Source organism: Devosia faecipullorum, assembly GCF_015158295.1.
GTDB lineage: Bacteria > Pseudomonadota > Alphaproteobacteria > Rhizobiales > Devosiaceae > Devosia > Devosia faecipullorum.
The window spans coordinates 363,845-383,762 of record NZ_JACDXV010000001.1; the positions used below are offsets into that span (position 1 = coordinate 363,845).

At 62.5% G+C, this 19,918-nt stretch carries 22 protein-coding genes; 7 read left to right on the forward strand and 15 right to left on the reverse strand.

The window, feature by feature from the left end:
• The first annotated feature begins 79 nt into the window (after window positions 1-79).
• The 4 genes from H0482_RS01775 (at window position 80) to H0482_RS01790 (ending at window position 3,803) form a co-directional block, all read left to right on the forward strand.
• On the forward strand, window positions 80-802 hold the full coding sequence (locus H0482_RS01775; RefSeq protein ID WP_193728305.1) for a hypothetical protein: 723 nt from the start codon (window positions 80-82) through the stop codon (window positions 800-802).
• A 96-nt stretch (window positions 803-898) separates the two neighbouring features.
• On the forward strand, window positions 899-2,647 hold the full coding sequence (locus tag H0482_RS01780) for a LuxR C-terminal-related transcriptional regulator (protein ID WP_193728306.1): 1,749 nt from the start codon (window positions 899-901) through the stop codon (window positions 2,645-2,647).
• A 320-nt stretch (window positions 2,648-2,967) separates the two neighbouring features.
• Window positions 2,968-3,453 carry a hypothetical protein gene (locus tag H0482_RS01785; RefSeq protein ID WP_193728307.1) on the forward strand — a complete coding sequence of 162 codons (486 nt, stop codon included), beginning with the start codon at window positions 2,968-2,970 and terminating at the stop codon, window positions 3,451-3,453.
• A gap of 29 nt (window positions 3,454-3,482) precedes the next feature.
• The gene (locus H0482_RS01790; protein ID WP_193728308.1) at window positions 3,483-3,803 is read left to right on the forward strand and encodes a Rap1a/Tai family immunity protein; all 321 of its coding nucleotides are present in this window, start codon (window positions 3,483-3,485) and stop codon (window positions 3,801-3,803) included.
• Between the two features lie 338 nt (window positions 3,804-4,141).
• Here the strand turns inward: H0482_RS01790 and H0482_RS01795 are convergent, their stop codons facing one another.
• The 4 genes from H0482_RS01795 to H0482_RS01810 form a co-directional block, all read right to left on the reverse strand.
• Entirely contained in the window at window positions 4,142-4,357 is a 216-nt protein-coding gene (locus H0482_RS01795; protein WP_193728309.1) for a cold-shock protein, read from the reverse strand.
• 332 nt (window positions 4,358-4,689) lie between these two features.
• Window positions 4,690-5,172, reverse strand: a complete 483-nt coding sequence (gene greA / locus H0482_RS01800; RefSeq protein ID WP_193728310.1) for a transcription elongation factor GreA — start codon at window positions 5,170-5,172, stop codon at window positions 4,690-4,692.
• 133 nt (window positions 5,173-5,305) lie between these two features.
• On the reverse strand, window positions 5,306-6,028 hold the full coding sequence (locus H0482_RS01805; RefSeq protein WP_193728311.1) for a DnaJ domain-containing protein: 723 nt from the start codon (window positions 6,026-6,028) through the stop codon (window positions 5,306-5,308).
• The gene (locus H0482_RS01810; RefSeq protein ID WP_193728312.1) at window positions 6,025-6,747 is read right to left on the reverse strand and encodes a VWA domain-containing protein; all 723 of its coding nucleotides are present in this window, start codon (window positions 6,745-6,747) and stop codon (window positions 6,025-6,027) included. The genes H0482_RS01805 and H0482_RS01810 overlap by 4 nt, the downstream gene beginning before the upstream one ends.
• Before the next feature lie 123 nt (window positions 6,748-6,870).
• Here H0482_RS01810 and H0482_RS01815 point away from each other — a divergent pair, with 123 nt between their 5' ends.
• The gene (locus H0482_RS01815) at window positions 6,871-8,094 is read left to right on the forward strand and encodes an MFS transporter (RefSeq protein ID WP_193728313.1); all 1,224 of its coding nucleotides are present in this window, start codon (window positions 6,871-6,873) and stop codon (window positions 8,092-8,094) included.
• Window positions 8,095-8,109: 15 nt separating this feature from the next.
• Here H0482_RS01815 and H0482_RS01820 read toward each other — a convergent pair whose 3' ends face one another.
• From H0482_RS01820 to H0482_RS01835, 4 genes are all read right to left on the reverse strand, one after another.
• Window positions 8,110-9,459 carry an MFS transporter gene (locus H0482_RS01820; RefSeq protein ID WP_193728314.1) on the reverse strand — a complete coding sequence of 450 codons (1,350 nt, stop codon included), beginning with the start codon at window positions 9,457-9,459 and terminating at the stop codon, window positions 8,110-8,112.
• A 210-nt stretch (window positions 9,460-9,669) separates the two neighbouring features.
• The gene (locus H0482_RS01825; RefSeq protein ID WP_193728315.1) at window positions 9,670-10,152 is read right to left on the reverse strand and encodes a hypothetical protein; all 483 of its coding nucleotides are present in this window, start codon (window positions 10,150-10,152) and stop codon (window positions 9,670-9,672) included.
• Window positions 10,153-10,240: 88 nt separating this feature from the next.
• Window positions 10,241-10,540, reverse strand: a complete 300-nt coding sequence (locus H0482_RS01830) for a hypothetical protein (RefSeq protein ID WP_193728316.1) — start codon at window positions 10,538-10,540, stop codon at window positions 10,241-10,243.
• A 109-nt stretch (window positions 10,541-10,649) separates the two neighbouring features.
• Window positions 10,650-10,973 (reverse strand): hypothetical protein, encoded by a 324-nt coding sequence (locus H0482_RS01835; RefSeq protein ID WP_193728317.1) that lies wholly within the window; start codon window positions 10,971-10,973, stop codon window positions 10,650-10,652.
• A 110-nt stretch (window positions 10,974-11,083) separates the two neighbouring features.
• Between H0482_RS01835 and H0482_RS01840 the strand changes: the two genes are divergently transcribed.
• Both H0482_RS01840 and H0482_RS01845 read left to right on the forward strand, forming a co-directional pair.
• On the forward strand, window positions 11,084-11,401 hold the full coding sequence (locus H0482_RS01840; RefSeq protein ID WP_193728318.1) for a hypothetical protein: 318 nt from the start codon (window positions 11,084-11,086) through the stop codon (window positions 11,399-11,401).
• Between the two features lie 92 nt (window positions 11,402-11,493).
• On the forward strand, window positions 11,494-11,967 hold the full coding sequence (locus tag H0482_RS01845) for a cell wall hydrolase (protein WP_193728319.1): 474 nt from the start codon (window positions 11,494-11,496) through the stop codon (window positions 11,965-11,967).
• A gap of 53 nt (window positions 11,968-12,020) precedes the next feature.
• Here H0482_RS01845 and H0482_RS01850 read toward each other — a convergent pair whose 3' ends face one another.
• The 7 genes from H0482_RS01850 to H0482_RS01880 form a co-directional block, all read right to left on the reverse strand.
• Window positions 12,021-12,299, reverse strand: coding sequence for an EscU/YscU/HrcU family type III secretion system export apparatus switch protein (locus H0482_RS01850; RefSeq protein WP_193728320.1), 279 nt, complete (start codon window positions 12,297-12,299; stop codon window positions 12,021-12,023).
• The gene (fliK, locus tag H0482_RS01855; RefSeq protein ID WP_193728321.1) at window positions 12,296-14,017 is read right to left on the reverse strand and encodes a flagellar hook-length control protein FliK; all 1,722 of its coding nucleotides are present in this window, start codon (window positions 14,015-14,017) and stop codon (window positions 12,296-12,298) included. The genes H0482_RS01850 and fliK overlap by 4 nt, the downstream gene beginning before the upstream one ends.
• 62 nt (window positions 14,018-14,079) lie before the next feature.
• A complete protein-coding gene (locus tag H0482_RS01860) occupies window positions 14,080-14,820 on the reverse strand; it encodes a glycosyltransferase family 2 protein (RefSeq protein ID WP_193728322.1) in 741 nt (246 codons plus the stop codon).
• Between the two features lie 83 nt (window positions 14,821-14,903).
• Window positions 14,904-17,615 (reverse strand): sensor histidine kinase, encoded by a 2,712-nt coding sequence (locus tag H0482_RS01865; RefSeq protein WP_193728323.1) that lies wholly within the window; start codon window positions 17,613-17,615, stop codon window positions 14,904-14,906.
• Window positions 17,615-17,818: a hypothetical protein gene (locus H0482_RS01870; protein WP_193728324.1), complete on the reverse strand. Its 204-nt coding sequence runs from the start codon at window positions 17,816-17,818 to the stop codon at window positions 17,615-17,617. Before H0482_RS01870 ends, H0482_RS01865 begins: the two co-directional genes overlap by 1 nt.
• Window positions 17,819-17,831: 13 nt before the next feature.
• Window positions 17,832-18,215, reverse strand: coding sequence for a response regulator transcription factor (locus H0482_RS01875; protein WP_193728325.1), 384 nt, complete (start codon window positions 18,213-18,215; stop codon window positions 17,832-17,834).
• Between the two features lie 84 nt (window positions 18,216-18,299).
• The gene (locus H0482_RS01880; protein ID WP_269144652.1) at window positions 18,300-19,901 is read right to left on the reverse strand and encodes a helix-turn-helix domain-containing protein; all 1,602 of its coding nucleotides are present in this window, start codon (window positions 19,899-19,901) and stop codon (window positions 18,300-18,302) included.
• Between the last annotated feature and the right edge of the window lie 17 nt (window positions 19,902-19,918).

The following is a 19,918-nucleotide window of genomic DNA, read 5'->3' on the forward strand; positions in this document are numbered from 1 at the left end:
TTGGGTGGCGCCGATCATTTTGGCCCCACTCCTGCTCAGCGCGCTGCCTTCAGGTCTTCACCTGGCTCGGAACGAGGACTTGCCCCCGCTCTGGGCCTCGGCGCTGATGGTATTCGGCGGCGTCATCAGCAATCTCACAGCTTATGTTATGGAGGGGCGGGTCGAGGCCAACATTCTCACCAAACTGGCCACCCGCCGTAGCCTGGGCTTCCATTCCCTGCCGACGCGTCGCCTGTCTCTCCCCGATGGTATTCTGCCCAAGGGCGAGCATCGGCGGCTGCGCAATTTTTTCTATCAGGACCGTGACGCGCCGAAATGGTCAGCATTCTGGTATCAGGCTGATCGCCGGGATCGTGGAAAATACCAGAAATCGCTCTATGGGGCGGCGATCCTCGAGCTCGCGCCCGTCGGAAACGCCGATTTCCTGGTGCGGCGCGTCCGCCGCCATTTCCCCCGGCACGGCATCCAGCCGGCATCGTTCCTCACAACGCCCGTTCAAACCTATACGCGCCATGGAAGAAGCTGGGACATTTTCGGCGACCCCGGGGGCCACGCTGCAGCGCTGACTGTGCTGGACGCACTGGGAGAAGGTCTCCAGCAACATGTCGATGCCATTTTCAGCAATCGGGAGCAATTGTCTGTCGTCATCGCCAATCGGCGAAGGATGTTCTCGATCTCCCCCTGGCAGCTCTGGCCCTTTTCTGCCGACATTGCTCTAGGCGGGGTCCACGACGACCTGGACCTTTGCCAGCACTATGCGACGGCATTGTCTGCGGCGCATGGGGAGGCCATCCCCGATTGACTGTCATATCCGGCTTGCAGTTAAACTACGGTGAGATATGTTTTTTCCGACTATTGACACCCGCAGCGCCACGGCAAAAAGCTTGAGCCTTCCCTCATGACCAAGCGGCCGGATCACGCAGCCGAGGCCATCGAACATCTCTATGACGTCGCCCTCGATCCAACGAGCTACGAACGCATGCTCGATTTCTGGGAAGATTTCGTTCGTTTGCCGGCAGGCTCCGAGGCTGGCACTGATGATATTGAGGCGTCCATTGCCCGGCTGACCGGTCATTTGGAGCGCGCCGACAAGGTGCTGGGCCAGAGCATGCAGGCCCCGCCCGATGAAACGGCCGAGGTCGCCGTGGGCAATATCCATCACGCCGCCACGTTCGCCATTGGTCGCTCGGGCCGGCTGATATCGGCCAATTCCGCGGCGGCGCAGGCCCTGGGGATCACCGACGGCGCGCGGATCGCGGATGTGCCCCTTGCTCCGGGCGAGGTTCAGCGTCTGATCGCGGAGACGCAGCGCATGCTCATGGGCAATAGCCAGGCGAGGGGTGTCGTCTGCCTGCGCGCCCGCGGCACCGAGCGGCTGATTGTCGTCCATTTGCGGCTGTTCCGCCCGCTGACCGAGGAAGCCTTTGTCCTCTGCGTCACCTCGGAAATTTCCTGGCCGCTGGGTTTTGCCGATCAGCTCCAGCAATCGTTCGGCCTGTCTCAGGCTGAGGTCGACCTGCTGCGTCATCTGTCCGAAGGCCATTCCGTCAATGACATAGCGACCCTGCGCACCCGTAGCCGGGAAACGGTTCGGGTTCAGGTCAAGTCGCTTCTGGCAAAGACCGGAACGCGCAGCCAGCTCGAACTGGTCAGGTTGGCGCTCTCCACGGTGGAGTCGCTCTATGCCGGCTCCACCCCATTGCCCCCCGACGCACAGCCCCAGGCCTCGCTCGACGCGCAGACCTGCACGCTTTCAGATGGTCGAAAGCTCGACTACGTCATTCAGGGAGACCCCACAGGTCGCCCCGTCCTTTTCATGCCGATGGACTTCGGATTCATTCGCTGGCCGCCGGCCATGGATGCGGAAGCGCGGCGTCGCCACCTCCGGATAATCGTGCCCATTCGGCCCGGCTATGGTCGCTCCACGCCCCTGCCGGACGGGGATAACTACCTCCAAAATCTCGCCAGGGACCATCTGGCCCTGCTCGATCATCTGAAGGCCCAGCGGCTTCCTTTGATGTCATTGGGCGACGACAGCCTGCTTGCGCTTTTCCTCGTTGCGGCCGCGCCGCACCGTTTCTCGACAATCCTGTGTTGTGCAGGCACCATGCCGCTCACGGCCCCGGAGCAATATGAGCGCATGGGCAAGTGGCATCGTTTCGTCCAATCCGCCTGCGCCTTTACCCCGCAATTGCTTCCCTTCGTCGTCAAGGCCGGTGCCGCCATGGCCCGGCGCGTCGGCAAGCGCCGGTTCCTCGAAACCATTTATGCCGTCTCTCCAGCCGATAGCGCCACGTTCGCGCTGCCCGACATCCGCGAGGCGCTGCTGAGCGGATCGGACGTCACCCTCGCCGAGAGTTTTTCTGCCCACGAAGCTTTCTCGCGCGAACTCATCGCCAAGGTGAAGGTCAATTGGGAAGTGACGCTGCAGCGTCTCGAAAGCGCCGTCAAACGCGGGACGCTCAAGGTCCAGTTTTTCAACGGCGAGCAGGATCCCCAGATCCCGGCAGACACGATTGAGGATTTCAGACGGGAGTTCCCCTGGATCGACTTTCGAAGCTACCCCGACGCAGGCCAACTCGCCTTCTACCTCAAATGGCGCGACGTGCTGGACGAATTGGAGCGGCAACACCCTGCACAAAGGTGAGGTGGTCCGCATCCTTGTTCTCGGAATGCTCCAATTAAGAAAAGTCATTCTTGGTCAGGCATCTAGCCGCCATACCGGCTGACGTCAGGACAATTGTCCTCTGCTGGTAGCGCCAGTTTGTGCGGGAAAGCGCCAGCAGCTTTGCCGACCATGGGCCCTACAACCCGCACACCATGGGCCGCCCGCAAGACCAACCTAAGCACCACCCCTTGGGGATGGAGGCCAGGAAATCTTGAGGCCATACCCCGTTTCCGGGGTTGTGGCCCTTTCACACTTTTCTAGGCTGCACGCCAATAATGGGGGTGCCCATGCGACCATTCATGCCGGTACTCGTGCTGCCGCTCATGGCCCCGGCGGTACTGGCCGCACCCTGGCAGACCGGCACGATGGACCCGGAAGATCCAACCTATCTGGCCTATCAACTAGACCCCGAGAATGAGTCCATCCTGATCGTGGACTGCTATCACTTCTTGGGTTCCCCTGGCATCTGGGTGCTCGCCAACAAAGCCTGGGAGCAAACCACAAGCTATGCACCCGAGGTGGAACCCGAATTCGCCGTAGATGGGATAGAAATCGTAGCTCCGAAATTCCACTACTACGACTATCAAGGCCGGGAAGGCATTTTTGCCGGCCCACTTTCCGAGCTGGAGGCATTCAGCTCGCTCTATAGCGCCATCTTCTACGCGGAACAGAGCATCACGATCAGCTATTTCGACAAGCGCGCTACCTTTTCAGCGGAAGGGGCTGCAGAAGCGATCACGAGCGTGGAAGAAGCCTGCGGCTTCGAGGCGACGGCGCAGTATTAAAAGACGGTTCAATCTGAGGAGGAAACAAAATGATCCGAGCCATGCTGGCAATTGCCATTCTGACGCTGACTACAACCGTCGCTTGGTCCGCCGGTTTTCTCAAAGGGTCCGATTTACATGCACTGTGCCAAAGCGCATCGACCTTGGATAAGCAAAGCTGCATGGCATACATTCTTGGCGCGCTCGATACGATGGGAAACACGGGAACTGCCCCCTGCAACGTGTCGGACGTTTCAGGCACCGAGTTTATCGATGTGGTGAAGGCCTATTTGCAGAACAATCCGGCTTCGCTGGTATATGAAGCGCCAATGTCCATCCATCTGGCATACGACAATCAATTTTGCCCCTAGATATCCAACTTTCACATGGGGCCGGTGCCAGAGGCCATTGAGAGGCCAATTGGCCTTCCACGCAGCATCGGTGACTACTGCATTTGCAATCATCGCCAATGGGAGCCAAACCGAAGTTCACCGTGATGTTGCACCTGCCAGACCCAGCGCATCGATCGCCGCTTCACTCCCCTTGGGTTATACTAATCTCCATTCACTCGTTCGACACCCTGCGCTTGCAGCGCGGATAACTGCGCGCGCCGCCCATGGCGTCGTGCGCGGCTTTCGCCGTCTTTCCCTAAAAACGAAAAAGGCCGCCACGAGGGCGACCTTTTCCGTATTGGAACTGACTGCGAAGCTTACTTCAGCAGGGTCAGGTTCACAGCCGATTCACGACCATCGCGGCCGGCTTCGACGTCATAGGAGACCTTGTCGTTCTCATAGAGGCCATCGATGCCAGCGCGCTGAACGGCGGAGATGTGGACGAAGTGGTCCTTGCCGCCATTGTCAGGGGTGATGAAACCAAAACCCTTGGTGGTGTTGAAGAATTTGACGGTACCGTTGAAGGCGGCCATTTCAGATAATCCTAAAAGCTCGGAGCCGAAGCGAACGAGCGGTTTCCCCCCGCGACATGCAAGAGGGCCTACAAAACGTTCGCAAGACAGATCAGTGAGCCAGGAAGTGCAAAGAAGCGCATCAGGCAGCCAACTTTGGCCAGAAACGTATGCGGCGAAAGATAGCACCGAATGACAAAAATGCAAGAGGATCGTCTGCCCCAGATCCACATGCCCGAGTCCGAGCCGCCTTTGCGCCTTGGAGCGCCAAAATAGGGCCGCTGTTTGGAATAAAACTGCCGCACCGACAAAAAACGTAGCAATAACGTGCGTTTGCCGGAAGTCCCGCCTCGCTAGCCGATGGCGACGATTTCCACTTCACCGCCGCCGACACCGGCAACTTCGCCGATTCCCTTGCCGATCAGGGCCCGGGCGATGGGCGAGGTGAAAGAGATCGTTCCCGCTTTCGGGTCGGCTTCGTCTTCTCCCACGATGCGATAGGTCTGCACCCGCCCGTCATCGCGCTCGAAGGTCACGACGCAGCCAAAGGCCACCACGTCCCGATTTTCGGGCGGCGGCACAACCTGGGCGCTACGCAGCCGCTCGGTGAAATAGCGCAGGTCACGGAACGGACTGGCAGCCTGGCGCCGGCGCTCATTGACGTCTTCCACGCTCATGGCGGCGTCATAGGTGGCGCGCGCATCGGCCAAGTGCTGTTCCAGCGCTGCGAGGCCGGCCGCCGTCACCAGATTGGGCCCCTCGGGCAAGGGGCGGTCGGGCAGCATGGTTTCCGATGCAGTTTCCGCGCTCTCTTCCTTGGTAAAGGCGACGCTCAATATTCTACTCCGATAGTCATGGTTTTGGGAGATCCGGGACTGGTTCAGCCGTATCCAGCCGCAGCCTCATATCCAGCCGGACATGGGTCATGCGGGGCGCGAAACCGCCGGAACTGAAAATTACTTCATCGCCTCAAGTCCGCCCGACCCGCTCCAGAAGCAGGTCACGCGCCTCGTTGATCTTGGCGGCGAGAAATTCCGACCCACCGCGATCGGGATGCACACCCTTCATCAATTCCCGATGCGCCGCCTTGATCGCTTCTGCATCGGCGCCAGGCTTCAGGCCGAGCACGGCATAGGCCTCCGCCACCGGATCGCGCGATTCGCCTGAAGGTGCGCCGCTCCGTGAGTTGCTTCCCGCCGCCTGTTCGGCGAAATATTCGCGCCAGCCGGCGCGATTGGTGTCGAGCCAGCTTTCCAGCAGATTGACGCTTTCCGCGTCATGGCCAATCTCATCGATCAGCATGCGGGTTTCGTGTTCACCGAGGTCGAACAGATCCCAGCCGGCAAATTGCCCGTCCAGCACCCGGCCCGACAGATCACCGGTATCGTGATCCAGCTCCATCGCCAGATAGCGGCTGCGGACCTTGGATACATTCGGATTTCCGCTGGCAATGCTGTCGAAAGAAAACTGGCCGATCCGCCCGCGCAACAGCACCGATGCCGCCAGCGCGCCGACGATCATGGCAACATCGATCCGGCGCAGCAGCAGAGCCGCCAGCGCGATCAGCCCCGCCAGCCCACCCACGATCCAGCGCAGACTGGCCATCAGCACGCGCCGATCCATCTTGCGGGCCGCCTGAAACAGCCAAAGCGCCGTCAACAGGCCGAATCCGATAATCAGAATCCAGTTCATCTACCCTCGATCTGCGCCAGCAGCGCCCGCGCCTCACCACCGTCTTGCAGGCGCAGATGCGCCCTGCCCCCGCTCGCATATGCCGCGACCGCCTTCAGCAAGGCTGCCAATTGCCCCGGCGCGGAACTATCGAAATGTGCATAAGCGCCTTTGGACAAACGCGCAAATTCGCGGAATGCCGCCTCGACCCGAGTGTCCCGGCCTTCCTGGAACAGGAATAGCGGCAGACCGAGCAGGCCCAGCTCGCCCGCCTTGGCGCTCAGCGCATCCACATTCTCCTCGATGGCGTCGCCCACAAACACTACGGCATTGATACGCCGCCTTTTGTGCTCGTCGCGGGCATGGGAGAACACCTTGCCGATCTGCGTGTTGCCGCCCTGGCAGGCAATCCCACTCATCAGCCGCGACAGCGCCGACGCATCCTTGACCCATTTGGAGGCGCGGCATTCGCCCAGCCCGCGAAAATACAGCAATTGCACCTGCAAATGCGCGTCGCGCGGAATGGCGTCGAACATGCCGGCCTGCAAAGACATCGCCATGTCCCAGGTTGGCTGGCGGCTCATGGTTGCGTCCATGGCAAACAGCAGCCGCCCATCGTCCTGCGCATTGGGGCGCGCCAGCCTGCCCACCTTCTGCACGAAGGCGGCGATCTCGTCCCGCACTTCACCCTGTGGCCGCACCGCGCCTTCGCGCCGTGTCGTCGGATTCTTTTCGGTCATGCTTCGAATATGTGGCGCGCCGCGCGCCCCGGCAAGAGACCCACGAAAATCTGCTTGCCAGCGTCGTTTTCGAAGCGCCTCATCCGTCATGGCTTGGCAAACCTGCTGAGAAGGAATTCCTCCATGGAAAGGCATTATGGCTGGGTCATCGTCGCCGCCGGCGCGCTGATCACCTGTCTGGCAATGGGCGCCATGTTCGCCCTGCCCGTCTATCTCCAACCCATATCCGAGCAAACCGGCTGGAGCCGCGCCGGCATTTCCGGCGCCATGACCGTGGGCTTCGTGGTCATGGGCGTTGCCGGCTTCATCTGGGGCACGCTGACCGACCGCATCGGCGCGCGCCCCGTCGTGCTGATCGCGGCCTGCCTTCTGGGCCTCGGTCTTTTCGTCGCCAGCCGTGCCGACAATCTGCTGGTCTTCCAGTTCGCCTATGGCGGCCTGGTCGGCGCCTCGGGCGGCGCCTTCTTCGCACCCCTGATCGCCACCACCCTGGGCTGGTTCGACAAGCATCGCAGCCTCGCCGTTTCGCTGGTCTCGCTCGGCGGCGGCATTGCGCCCATGACCATCACACCACTGGCCACGATCCTTATCGAGAATTTCGGCTGGCGCGATGCCATGATGATGACGGCCATTGCCGCCACCGTCCTGATCGTCCCCGCCACCTTTCTCATTCGCCGCGCGCCCGAAGCCGTGGCGACCGCGCCGACGCCAGCCAGCGATGTCGCCCCGGCCGAGCCGCGTCCGCCCAATATGGCGGCGATTTTTCGGACGCCGCAATTCTTCATCCTCGCCGGCGTCTTCTTCCTCTGCTGCGCCGCCCATTCCGGCCCGATCTTCCATACGGTAAGCTATGCCATGCTCTGCGGCGCTTCGGCGCTGGCGGCGGCCAGCATCTACAGCGTGGAAGGTTTTGCCGGCCTTTTCGGCCGCGTATTCTTTGGCCTGCTGGCCGACCGCATCGGCGTCCGGCGCGTCATCGTCGGCGGTCTCGCGCTCCAGGCGCTCGGCATCTATCTCTATATCTATGTCAGCGAATTACAGCATTTCTACATGCTGGCGCTGGTGCTGGGCCTGGTCTATGGCGGGGTCATGCCGCTCTATTCGGTACTGGCCCGCGACTATTTCGGCCCGCAAGTCATGGGCACGGTGCTGGGCGGCATCACCATGACCTCCTCCATCGGCATGGCCTTCGGCCCGCTTGGCGGCGGCTTCCTGTTCGACACTTTCGGCAATTACCACTGGCTCTACGTGACTTCGGCATTCATTGGCCTCGGCGCAGCGGCATTGGCGCTGGCCTTCCCGCCCAGGAACGAGGACACGACGCCAGCAAGCGCCGTGCCCGCGTAACTGCCGCGCTACCGATCAGGCGGGGCTGGCGACAGCCGCCCCGCCATCTTCGCCATCATCGTCCTGCCCCGCCGCATAGGCCGCCGACAGATCCCGGTAATAACGGGAATTGAAGGCGACGATGGTGATGATCACCCCGACAATACCGGCAAGGGTAAAGACCAGCGCCATGCCGCGCGCAGGCCCGGTGCCGAACCACCAGCCGATGGCGTCGGCCCCCGCCCCATCGGTCATGAAGGGAATGACCACGAATTGCGTCAGCGGTCCGATAAGGAACGCCGTCAGCGGCGATGCCGATTGCTCCACCGATTGCGCAAAGCCGAAAACCCGTCCCTGCCGCTCCAGCGGAACCACCTTTTGCAGCGTCGTATGTTCGGCTGCTTCGGCATAGGGTCCGAGCAGCATCCAGACGAAACAGCCCCCCGCCAGCAGCCAGATCGAGGGCTGGATGGTAAAGACGCAGCACACCGACCAGGTGATGAGATTGACCATGAGCAGCGTCTTCAGCGGGTTTTTGCCCAGCCCGGTGCGCGCGATGATGATGCCGCTGGCGATGAAGGCGGTCGACAGAACGCCGAACATCAGGCCCCAGACCTCCACCGACACCAGCGACAGGCCATAGGCGTCGAGCAGCGCCATGAAGATGCCGCCGAGGAAATTGTTGAAACAGGCAAAAAAGATCAGCGCGAACAGCCCCGGCACGGCGGCGATGACGCGGATTGTGCCGCCGATATCCACCCGTTTCGGCTCCGCCGGCGCGTCGGCACTCGGCGCTGGCCGTCCCTCGTCGATATGCACGCTGCCCAGATGCAGGAAAGCCAGGATCGTCATGCCAAAGGCCAGCGACAGAACGCCGAGCATGCCCGTATAGGCCACCAGGAAGCCTGAGATCACCGAAGTGGTGAGAAAGCCGATGCCGCTCACCATACCCACCAGGCCATTGGCCTTGTCGCGCTCATTCTCGGGAATGAGGATCGTCACCAGCGTCGGCAGCGCGATGGCGCGAATATTGCCCGCAAGCACACCCAGCATGACCACGAGCACGAACAGCCAGAGATAGGGCCCGAACGGATCTTTGAACGCCCCCTCCGGTTCGAACAGCACCAGCGCCAACGCCGCAGCATAGAACAGGGCCGACACCACGCTGGACCCCATCATGGTCAGTTTCTTGGCATTGTGATCGACTATGGAACCGAGCCAGAAGCCCAGTCCCGCGGTGAAGATCAGATAGATACCGGCGACCATGCCTGTGGCGAAGACCGAGCGGGTTTCGAGGAAAATCCAGAAGGTGATGGCGAACCACACCGTGAAATTGGTGACATTGGCGACGAGATTGTTCGCCAGGATTTGGTGAAAGGGCTTCATGACAAAGGATCCGGTTCTGGCGCTGCCCCCATATTTAGAACGCAGCGCTTTCATGCTCAACGGCTAGTCCGGGCCGGCGACAGCCTGTGTCAGGGGCCATTCCCTACTTTGGCGTATTTGTGATCAAATTGAGGCGCCAATACCGGTCCCGCTATGCCTGCCATGATGACGAATGGCGGGCGACCGCTTCGACAGCAGGTCGGAACGGTTTCATTGGCTCGGGCAGTTTTGGGCCAATTGCTCGATCGAGGATCGGGCGTTTTCCGCCGGAAACACATAGCTGCGGTCAAAATAGGTGAGGCCGATCGTTTCCCTAGCCTCCGCAATGGCCAGGACGACATCACCCAGATTGTCCACTTCGAAACTGGAGGTGTTGATCAGCACTTCTCCTTCGTAACTATCGAAAAACGCCGTCACCTCGGCCTTCGGTTCACCGTCGATAATCACACCCAGCACGCCGTCTTCCGCGTAGCTGGTGGTGGGCTCAAACGTCTCGGCCGTATAGAGGATCAACTCGACATTGCCGACAAACCAGTCGTCGCAGTAAAATTGCAATTCGAACGCGCCGGTCGTGTCGGCCGTCCCGACCAGATAGGCGATGACCTCATCGTCGCTCACATCGACGAAAAACCATTCCGCCTGGGCCGGCGCGGCGAACAGCAACAGGGCGGCGACGGGCAACAGGCGGCGCATGGCGAAATCTCCCGGACCGTCAGAGACTCGCGCTCGACGCCCTTCGAGTCACCCCCCGTTCAGGGTATCGCCGGAACTGGCCATGCGCCTACCAGCAGCGTGGCCAATAAAGATCGTCCCGGAAATCATTCGGTATGTTCGACTTGCGCGATAGCGCCATGGAAGCCAGATCGACCTGCTCGCAGAGCTGGCGGATGCGAAGCGGAATCGGCTCGCCGCTTACATATTCGCGCAATCGCCATTCATCGAGGCCCAAGGCCGCCTTGCGCCTGCGCGCTTCGTCCTCGACTTCCCACGGATGCACCGAACTTGCCTCCGTGAGCACGAGGCCCTGCTCACTCCATTCCCTGCTATCGCTCACCACTGCAAAACGCATGTCGTCACCCACCGGGCCGCCCGCCTCCTGCTGCGCCCGATTGAAAAAATAACAGATGACCTCTTACAAAAGCGCAAAGAACAGAGGCGCTTGGCAACCTGGAACGCGACCGGATGTGCCGTTATTGATGGTTCTTTTTCTTGTCCCGACGCGAACGCTGCCAGCTCGTCCATTTGCGCGAGCCGCGCAGGATCGCCATGTTGACCGGCCCTTGCAGGAACATCAGGTCCACCGCGAGCAGCAGCAACCCCAGCGGCAGCATCCATATGCCAAGCACCGGCAGGAAGCTGAATATCCCGCCGAACACCAGTAGCACACCAAGCGGAATACGCACCCAGCGCGCCTCGGGTCGACGCACCCGCGCCAGCCAGTTCGCGGCAAAAGCCGGAATGCTTCGCTCCAGCCGGTTGAACAGGCGGTTGAGGCGGTCCGTGCTCTTGGTCATCGATGTGTCTCCATCATCGGAATTAAATGACCGCCCCGTGGCGGCGGATCAAGGGCAATCGGAACCTGATCGGATATTTTTCGTTGTCCCCCCGAAACACGGAGCGTCCCATGTCCCTTGATCATATCCTGTCCAGCCTCGGCCTTTCCCATCGCGACCCCAACAGCCTCGAGGCCAGAATTGAATCCCTGCAACGCGACATGCGCCGGATCGGTCGCTCGCTGTCGAAGCAGGCCAGCCATGCTGCCGATGACTGGAGCGAGAACCTCTCCGATTTCGGCCGCGAGGCATCGCGCCAGGGTATGCACCTCGCGGAAATGGCAGGCAGCCAGGCCTGGCGCGGCGCCCGCGCCCTGCGTCGTGATCCCGTGCCGGCCATTGCCGTTGTCGCCACGGCCCTGCTGCTCGCCAGCCTCATGCGCAGGTGATGTTTCGTTTACCCTTTTCCTGAGCCATTCCTTAAGCCTGCGGGCGCATTTTCAGGCCGAGACACTTCTTTGTCACAGCCTGGAATACCCCCATGTCCCGATTTGCCGGCGCCGTTCTGCGCCTTGCCGTCTTTACCGTCGCCGTCACCACCCTGGGCGGCTGCTCTTTGCTCGGCATGAATTTCGCTTTCAATCGGATGAGCGAGAAGGAATGCATGATGCGGGCCATGTATTTTGAATCCAACCGCTCCAGCGCCGAAGGCATGCTGGCCGTGGGCACGGTGGTGATGAACCGCGTCAACGATCCGCGCTATCCCAAGAGTGTGTGTGAAGTCGTCGGCCAGAAGAACCAGTTCGCACAAGGCGTCCTGAGCAAGCCGATGATCGATAGCGGCGCGGTTCTGGCCGCGCAGGTTTCTGATCAGGTGCTGCGTGGCGCGCGCCATCCCGGCGTCCAGAATGCCCAGCACTTCCACACGGCGGGCCTGCGCTTCCCATATAACAACATGTTCTACGTGCTCGAGGCCGGCGGCAACGAATTCTACGAAAAGCGCAGCGTCCGCTGACGCCAGCAAAAGTCGTTTCCGTCCGGCTCCGAATCCTCAGAACCCGCCGCCATTCATCCCCGGGGCCTTGCCTGCCGCAGCACATAGCCGATGACCACCGCGATGGCTTCGTAAAGCTCGACCGGAATGGTCTCGTCCAGTTCCACCCCGCTCAACGCTTCCGCCAGGACCGGATTGGCTTCGATCACCACGCCATTTTCCTCGGCCAGTGCGATGATCTTTTCGGCAACCAACCCCCTGCCCTTGGCGACCACGCGCGGCGCTTCGCGCGAGCCCTGTTCATAGTGCAGCGCCACCGCCAGCGCCCTGGGATCGCTCGGATTGTCGCTCATCGCACCGCATCCACGATATGGCCGGAGGCCGCTGCCGGCTGCGCCGGCATATTGGGCGCGCCTTTGCGCACCACGATGGCGCCCGGCAGCAGCGACAGAGCCTCCAATTCTTGCCGCAAGGCGCCGACGCCCTCGTCGAGCGCGGCGGCCAAGGCATCATTCTCGGCCCAGAGCAGCACGCCGGTCGCCGCACCGCGCAGGGATACCTGCGCGCCAACTTCGCCCATGTCACTGAGATTGATCGCGAATCGCACCTGCCAGCCCCGATCTTCCTCCGGCCCGGCCTCATCGCCATTGCGATCCCGGTGGATCTGAATATGCAGAAGACTCTGCTGGCCATTCAACACCACCGGAAGGTCGAGGCTCCATTGCGCCTCCTGCCGCGAAGCCGGTTCGGGCAATGACGCGTTCTGGTGCAATCGTAGCCGCGACAAGGCCGCCTCGGTGCGCTCCAGCAGCACCTTGCCGGCCAGTTCGGGCTCGTCCGGCAAACTACCCTGCGAGCCATTCTCCGCCCGCGCCCGGGGCAAGACGCCTTTGAGCGGCGGCGGAATGGCGCGCACCTGCTCCACCCCCGGCTGATCGCCCAGCCAGGCCCCAAGCTGGCGTTGCAATCCCAGCAGCGCCGTTTTCATGTCGCCGCCAGCCGCCTTGGCCTGCCCGCCTGCCAGCATGGCCTCCTGGAAAATTCCCGAATTCTTCACTGCCCTTTGCAGCGCCGCGCCGTCCGGCCCGCCCCCATCCAGCGACAGGCGCTGCGCCAGAACCTGCTGCGCCGCCTTCATCACCGCTTCGGGCAGCGCTACCCGCCCCACTATATGGGTCAGTGCCGTGGTGAGGCCGACCACGCTGTCCTGCCGCACCAGCGCCTGCTGCACCATCTGCGTCAGCGCCGCCTGCGGGTTGGCTACACCCGGAGCAGCGGAGGGCGCAATGGCCGGGGCCTGCGTCACCATATTGGCCGGAAACTGCGCACCGCGCGGCGGCGCATGCTGGCCGACATTGCCGGCAATCGTCGATTGCGCCACCGGCGGCAACACAGCGCTGGTGGCGCCCTGCATCGGCGCGGCGGCGCTGGGAAGGGCCGCGGGCCCAGCCTGGGCATAGGGAATGGCCGGGCGCATGCCCGGCGCGGACGTTGCGGCATTGACTGGGGGCGCCGCCTGCTCGCCCATGGCCCGCGGAACGGCGCTATTGGACACCGGCCTTTGGTCCAAAGGCGCCGCCATCGCTGCCGGCGGCGCATTACCCGAAGTAGTGGTGGGGGACGCATTGGCAATCGGCGCGCCCGGCCCGGGCAGAGGTGGCGGCACGAACGGCTGAGCATTGGCCGCGCTGGCCACCAAAGGCGCGGCGGAGGGTGCGCCAGGTGCCGCCAGGGCAGCGGCCGACAATTGCACCGAGGTGGCCGGCAGGCTCGCCGGCGGCGGCGGCGGCACGCCGCCCGGCGACGCTGCTGGCGGCTGCGTCGAAACCAGCGCCACCCGCACCTGCCCCTCGGCCTGTTGCACCGCCAGCGTCAGCGTAGCGCCCACCGGTGGCATGGCAGGCAATTGCAGGCTCATAACCTGCCTGCCGATCTGCACTTGGGTCAGCCCGCCGGGCAAGGGCCCCAGGACGCGGGCCTCGACATTCTGCCCCGGGCCCTGATCCAGCGCGCGCAACATCGCACTGGCCTGCGCCAGCGGAAGAGGCGGCAATTGCGACCCAATGCTCATCTGCCAGACCGGCTCCGGCCACATCAACTGGCCCGCAAGTCTAGCGCACTATATCCGAATCGTCAGGAGCGGATGTCGTTATAGGCCTTGGTGGCCGGCTTGCCCCGGAACGTCACCCAGAAGAAATTGAGCGTATAGGTGCCAGCGGTACGAAACACGCCTTCCTTTTCAAGCCGTCGGCCGGAAGTCTTCATCTTGAGCGCGAAGGTAAATTTAACTCCGCCGACCTTGGACAGGCGCACCGCCACATCGGTATCTTCACCGAAGAACTCGATGGTCCGGTCATAGCCGCCGACCGCTGCCCAGGCATCGCGTTTGAACACGAAATTGCCGCCCTGCACCACCGAGCCCACGCGCAGCACGAAGCGGTTGAGCAGGTAGATGAGATAGGTCAGCCCATAAAACATGCCGACCAGGGCGCGATTATGCAGCGCCATATCATAGTAGATATAAGGGCCGCTGAGACAGACCAGCTTGGAATCCTTGTCGAATTCGCGCCGAACCACATCGAGCCAGCCTTCAGGAACGATCGTGTCGCTGTCGATATTGGCGACCAGGTCATAGCCTTCGCTGGCGGCGAAACCGGCATCGCGGGCATTGACCAGCCCCTTTTTGGGCTCGTCCACCACCCGCACGCCCTCGAACGAGCGGGCGATTTCGCCGGTGCGGTCGGTGGAGGCATTGTTGACCACGATGACATCGGCATTCATGCCCGACCGCGCGATCTCCGCCTGCACCGATTCAAGACACTTCCCGATCAGCGCCTCTTCATTATAGGCGGGGATGACAAAGGCCAGTTTCATCGCATTCCTCATGCCGGCTGGGCGGCGGTGTCCAATCCTGTGCACATAGCGCGCAGCGAAGCCATCGGCAACCTTGGGCTCAATCACCCCTCTCGCCCAGCGACCGGAAGCCGGACCCGAAAACAGGCGCCGGGCATCGGTCCGGGAACCAGTTCGAGCACCCCATTCATCCGGGCGATGATCTGGCGGCTGATGGCGAGGCCAAGCCCCGCACCGCCCTGATCGCCCGAGCCGGATACGCCACGCCAGAATTTCTCGAAGATCATCTTGCGCTCGGTCTTGCCGATGCCCGGACCATTATCCGAGACTTCCACCACATAATTGCCGTTGCGCACCGATGAGGTGACGAGCACCACGGGATTGTCCACGTCGTTATATTTGACCGCGTTGGAAATCAGGTTGATGAACACCTGGCACAACCGGTCCGCATCGCCCTCCACCATGGTCGTATGCGCCCGCTCGCCCAGCTCCACTCGCATGCCCTTCTGCCGCAACAGCGCGTCGCAGACACTGAGCGCCCGGTTCAGCGCGTCCTCGGCATCGACAGGGGCGTTCTGCCAGGTCCGCTCGCCCCGCTCCAGCGCGCTCAGGTCGAGGATTTCGTCGAGCAGCTTGGTCAGCCGCATGCTCTCCTGATGGATGGTGGAGAGAAACCGCCTGCGCTGGACTTCATCAAGTTCCCCGGTGTCGAGCAGGATTTCCGAGAACGAGCGGATCGACGTCATCGGCGTGCGCACTTCATGGCTCACCTGACTCAGGAATTCGTCCTTCTGGCTGTCCAGCTCGCGCAATTGCGCATTGGCGTCTTCCAGCTTGCGCGCCGTCAGGCGCAGTTCCGCCGAGGTCTTTTCCAATTGCTGGGAATATTCGATGACCTGCTGGGTTTCGTCGGCCATCTGCATCATTTCTTCCAGCGATACGTCGCCGCCGGCCACCACCTTGGACAGCATAACATGCGCCGAGGATGCGCCGATGGACCCGGCAAGTTCGCGTTCCAGCCCGCCGATGAATTCCGATGTCGGCTCCAGCTGCGCCGGATCGACCCCCGATTCCAGTGCCGCCGCTTCGAACAGCGCCACGGCCCGCTTCTCGCCCAACACACGCTCGGCGACGAAGAACAGGTCATTGGCCGTGGCCGAACCGGCGAGAAAGTTGCGCTGCGGCAAGCCGTGGCGGCGGAAAATATCAACAAAGGCCGTCGCCTGGATGCGTTCGAGCGAGGATGGCCGCGTCATCAGCGATCCGAGCGTCAGGATGAGCGTATTGATGGACAGGCTCCAGAATGCCGCATGCGCCAGCGGATCCCAGCCCTCCAGCCCGAACATGGCCTCCGGCCGCAGCCAGACAATGCCCCACGGCCCCTCCTCGAGCAGCACCGACACCAGCGGCGAAACCGAGGCCAGGGAGGGCAGGAAGCAGGTCCAGGCCCAGATGATCGCACCCACCAGAATGGCGGTCGTCACTGCCTTGAGCGAGGCATCGCGCCAGAAGATCGCCGCCAGCAGCGCCGGAAAGAACTGCGCTATGGCCGTGAAGGAGATCAGCCCGATTGGCGCCAGCGCATCGGAATCGCGGGTGAAAAAGAAATAGAAGAAACCCAGCAACAGGATGAGGACGATAGCGAAGCGCCGCGCGATCAGCAGCACGCTGCTGACGCCCTGCCCGTCTCCGCTCTGCGAGACAGCGCCCAATTTGAGCACCAGCGGCATCATGATGTGGTTGGACACCATGATCGAGAGCGCGATGGATTCCAGGATGATCATTGATGTAGCGGATGAAAAACCGCCGATAAAAGCAAAGAGAGCCAGCGCATTCTGCCCCGCTGACAATGGCAGGGTCAGGGCGAACATGTCGGGATTGGAGCCTTCGGGCATCACCGTCAGCCCATAGACGGCGATGGGAATGATGAAGATGCTCATCAGCATCATATAGGCCGGGAAGGCCCAGCCGGCGACGCGCAGGTGGTTTTCGTCCGAATTCTCCACCACCGTCACCTGGAATTGCCGCGGCAGGCAGATGATGGCGGCGATGGACAGGACCAGCGTGGTGATCCAGCGGCTGTCGAAACTGGCCGAGGTGTCGAAAGCGAAGCCCTTCGCCGCCGCCTGGGTGAATATGCCTTCGACCCCGCCCCCGATATAGACGACGAAGACGCCAACGGCGACCAGCGCGGTCAGCTTGACCACGGCCTCGAAGGCAATTGCCGCCACGACGCCGTGATGCTGCTCCTTGGCGTCGACATGCCGCGTGCCAAACAGGATGGTGAAGAGCGCCATGGCCGCCGCCACGCCCAGCGCCAGCCCCACATCGTCGATGCCGGTAAGGCTGCCGCGCCCGAATTCAGAGGCCCCGGCCACTGCCTGGATGGACGAGGTCACCGCCTTGAGCTGCAAGGCGATATAGGGCGCGATGCCGATCACAGCGATGCAGGTCACCAGCACGCCGAGCCGGCTGGATTTGCCGAACCGGGACGATAGCAGGTCGGCCACGGAGGTGATCCGATGCAGGTGGCTGATGCGCACCAGACGGCGGAGCAGGAAATACCAGCCCACGAAAACCAGCGTCGGGCCGAGATAGATGGTGAGGAATTCGAGCCCGCTGCGCGCCGCATTGCCCACCGCGCCATAAAAGGTCCAGCTCGTGCAATAGACCGAAATCGAGAGCGTATAGACCGCCGGCGAATTGAGCCATGAGCGCTTGTTGGCCCGCGCCCGCCTGTCTCCGAAATAGGCCAGCACGAATAGCAGGCCGACATAGGCGACGGAGGTGGCGATGACGAAATCGGCGGATAGCATCAGCCGTCGCCCTCTTCCCGGGGCGCCGTGGGGTCCGGCGCCAGGTAATGAGTCAGCAGCACGGTGCCGAGGATCAGCACCAGCCAGATGAAGAAGAGATAGACGACGATCTGCGGGACGCCGAACACAGTGCTGTCACGGTTGAATAGGGTCACCACCGGCGGCACGAGCACAACAAGCCCCATCACCGTCAGCAGGAGCATTCCCCCGACGACCCTACGCCTCTCCGACATTGTCACCCAGCAATTTTCGCACCGCCCCCACCACTTCGGAATTGGAATATGGCTTGGTGACGAAACTGTCGGCGCCCAGTTCCTCGGCGATGCGCCGATCCTGTTGCTGGCCCTTTGCGGTCAGGATCAGCACCGGCAGGTCGCGCGTTTCCGCATCGGCGCGCAATTGCCTGAGCACATCGAACCCGCTTCTTTTGGGCAGCATGACGTCGAGCACCAGGACGCGCGGCGGCGCACGGCGCACCCGCTCCAGCACAGCTTCGCCATCCGTCACCGATTCGATGCTCCAGCCGGCGCGGCGCAGGATGAAATCGAGCGATTCGAGAATGCTCGGCTCGTCTTCGGCTATCAGGACATCGATGCCCAAATTCTCCCCCGGTTTGTTCCCGGTCTCCCCACCGCGAACATCCGCACTAAACCGCAATCGCGAGTTTTCGCCAAGCGCTATTCCTCATGGCACCAGCGGCGCGCGCAGCGGCTTCTCGCTCAGGGATGGCCCCAGGGCTTCCTCCTGCCGGCTGGCGCAATCGGAACGCGTGCAGAGCCGGCAAGTCGGCCCCACCGGCACGTCGGCGTCGTGATTACCCAGATCGAGGCCCTGTGCATAAACCGTCCCATCGGCATGCATCACGTCGCAGGCCAGCATGATCGAGGCGGTCACCGGAGGCTGGTGAAAGGCCGCAGCACGGCGCTGCACCGTGCGCGCGACAAACAGATAGCGCGATCCATCGGAAAACCGCACCACCTGCCGCAGCGGCATGTCCGGCGTGCGGAACGCGCCATAAATGGCCCAGAGCGGGCAGGCATGGCCCGAATAGGGCAGCAGCAGGCTCGGCAGCGGGAAATGCTTGGTCAGCCGTCCGGCGGGGTCGGAGCGCAGGAAACCGAACGGGATGCCCCCTTCCCCCTTGCGCCGCAGCGTCACCAGCCGATGCGCCACCTGCTCGTAGCTGGCATTGTAGTTCTGCCGCAATTGGTCGATGTCATAGGCCGCGTCCTCGGCCAGTTCCAGAAATTCGGAATAGGGAAACACCATGGCCCCGGCGAGATAGGAGCCGAGGGCCCGCCGCGCCAGCCGCCGCGCCGCCACGCTGCCCAGCGCCGCCTTCTGCAATTCTTCCTCGATGGTTTCGTCCGCCGCCAGCTCGCCATAGAGCCGGGCCAGCTGGAATTGCCTCGTGGCCAGCGTAGTCGCTCCCGCCAGCCACATGGTCCCGATCTCTGGCAGGAACCGATACTGCCCCGGAAAATTCGCTTCGCCGCCCGGAGGCGCGCCCCCCACCACGATGTGCAGACCGAAGCGCCGCTCCAGCAGGTCGGTCAGGGTCCGCATGCCGAATGACCCCTCGATCTCGATCTCCCGGCGCAGGCTGGCAGCGACTTCTTCCAGCTCGGGAAAATGATTGCGCCGTTCGATCAGCAGGTCGTCGATCTCACGCGCTGGCGAAATCGACCGCCTTTCGGCGCTGGCATTGTCGAAATAGCCGATCATGTTGCGCGCGACATCGCTGAGATTGCGGGTCTCGCGCCCGATTGCTGCAAGAAAGCGCTGCCGCTCCGCCTCGTCGAGGTCCGGCACTTCCTCCAGAATTTCCGCGCTCGAACGCACTGCGGTGATGCCGGAAAGTACCTGATGCAGCAATTGCATCAGCAGCGGATCGCTGCGCAGCCGGTCGGCATAGGCATCGGCGCTGGCGATGGCGTCCGAATAGGCCCGGTGCAGGCGCGCCAGCGCCGTGGCGCTGGCCGGATATTGCGCCACCAATTGCCGTCGCTCGTCGGGCTGGAACGGCAGGGATTCGACCATGGGGTCGGCATAGGTTTCTTCGAGGTCGGCCAGCAATTTCTGCTCGGCCTGCCCAGTGAGGTCGCCGATATCGATCTGCAAATGATGGGCGACCCGCTGCAACAGCGTCCCGCCGACATCGCGTTTGTTGTTTTCGATCAGGTTCAGATAGCTGGGCGAGATGCCGACCAGGCGCGCCAGCGCCGCCTGGGAAATCTTCAACGATTTCCGCCTGTTGCTGATCCGGAATCCGATCGGCGCCCTCATGATCTCCCCTCCGGGGC